The organism is Paraburkholderia sp. EG286B, assembly GCF_040965655.1.
GTDB lineage: Bacteria > Pseudomonadota > Gammaproteobacteria > Burkholderiales > Burkholderiaceae > Paraburkholderia.
Map to the genome: position 1 here is coordinate 1 of NZ_JBFRCF010000110.1, position 1429 is coordinate 1429.

At 59.1% G+C, this 1429-nt stretch carries 1 protein-coding gene; it reads right to left on the reverse strand.

What is annotated here, in order from left to right; translation table 11 throughout:
• Nucleotides 1–1429: recombinase family protein (locus AB4Y42_RS43920; RefSeq protein WP_368697848.1), on the reverse strand; the 1429-nt coding region annotated here is incomplete at both ends.

The following is a 1429-nucleotide window of genomic DNA, read 5'->3' on the forward strand; positions in this document are numbered from 1 at the left end:
CCTACAATGTTGCATACTTTTCTCTCCTGCGTCTGAGTCGGTCGAATTTTCGCTGCCGCGAACCGGCGGTTGCGGATCGACACGGAACACGACGACGATCTCGTCCTTGTGGATTTCTACGCGCTTGACCAGGCCCAGAACGATCTTGCGTTTCGTTTCAAGATCAATCGCATCCAGCTTTTCAGTGACGGCGGCTGCAAACTCCTCAAGCCGGTTAATGACGAGAAACAGCTCGCTTTGCATCGCACCGTGGCGCCGTGATTCCTGGATCTGCTGTTCAATCTGTTCGAGCCGACTCTTCAACTGCTGCATCCTTGGCTCGAAGTCAGCCTTGTCGATGATACCGTCGGCGTAGCCGTCGATCAGTCGCGATTTGCCCTTTTCGAGCTGAAGCCGCTGCTTTTCCAGACTGCCGGTATCGAAGCCGCGCTTTTCGCTACGCTCCATCACGTCGAGTCGACGTTCATACTCTTCTTTCAGTCGATCGGGATGCCTGAGCAATTCCACAACCTGATGCCATACCAACTCATCGAGCTTATCTGTCCGTACCTGCAGGTTGTCGCAGATACGTTCGCCGCCGAACCGGTAGGCGTCGGTTCCAACGCAGCGGTAATAGGCATAGTCTCGCTGATGTCCCTTGGCCGCCGACTTGCTCACTTTCTTCGCGTAGTAGGCGTAACGGCACTGTCCACAAACAGTGAGCCCCTGCAGCAGGCGAAGCGGCGCATTATCCCGGAGCTGGCGTGCCAGCTTGCGGTTCTCGGCAAGCTGCTCCTGAACGATTTCGAACAGTGCTTCGCTGACGATTGCCGGCACCGGAATTTCGATCCACTGCTGCCGGTCCGCGCGTTTCGCTGAATACGGTTTCCTGGGCACGTCGGCGCTGTGACGCTGGGCACGCACGCGCACCTGATGATCGCACGCCTGCGTTTTGCCGAACGCAGCCCGCCCCATGTACGCCGGATTACGCAAGATGCCCCATACCACGCTGCGGTCCCAGTACGGCTTGCCCGATGCCGTCACGGTACCGGCCTCGCCAAGCCGACGTATCACTTCTCCGAGGCTCAGGCGCTCCAGCCCGACCCACTCGAAGATCGCTTTCACCGTGGCGGCTTGCGGCAGTTCGATGACGTACCGGGCTGGCGTCCCGTCGAGCTGTCTTCGGATATAGCGGTAGCCGTAAGGCGCCCCTGATAGCACGTTGACGGTACCGCGTTTCGCGCCGTGAAGCTTGCCGCGGCGGTGACGCTCTGCGATTTTTGCCCGCTCGTACTCCGCTATCATGCCCTGCATCTGCAGCAGCAGTGATTCTTCCGGCGTCGTGCCAATTGCATGATTGAGAAACACGACCTGTACGCCGCACGAGGAGAATTCCTCCATCAGCAGGGCTTGGTGCGCATATTTGCGCGCCAGGCGGTCTGGCGCGAGG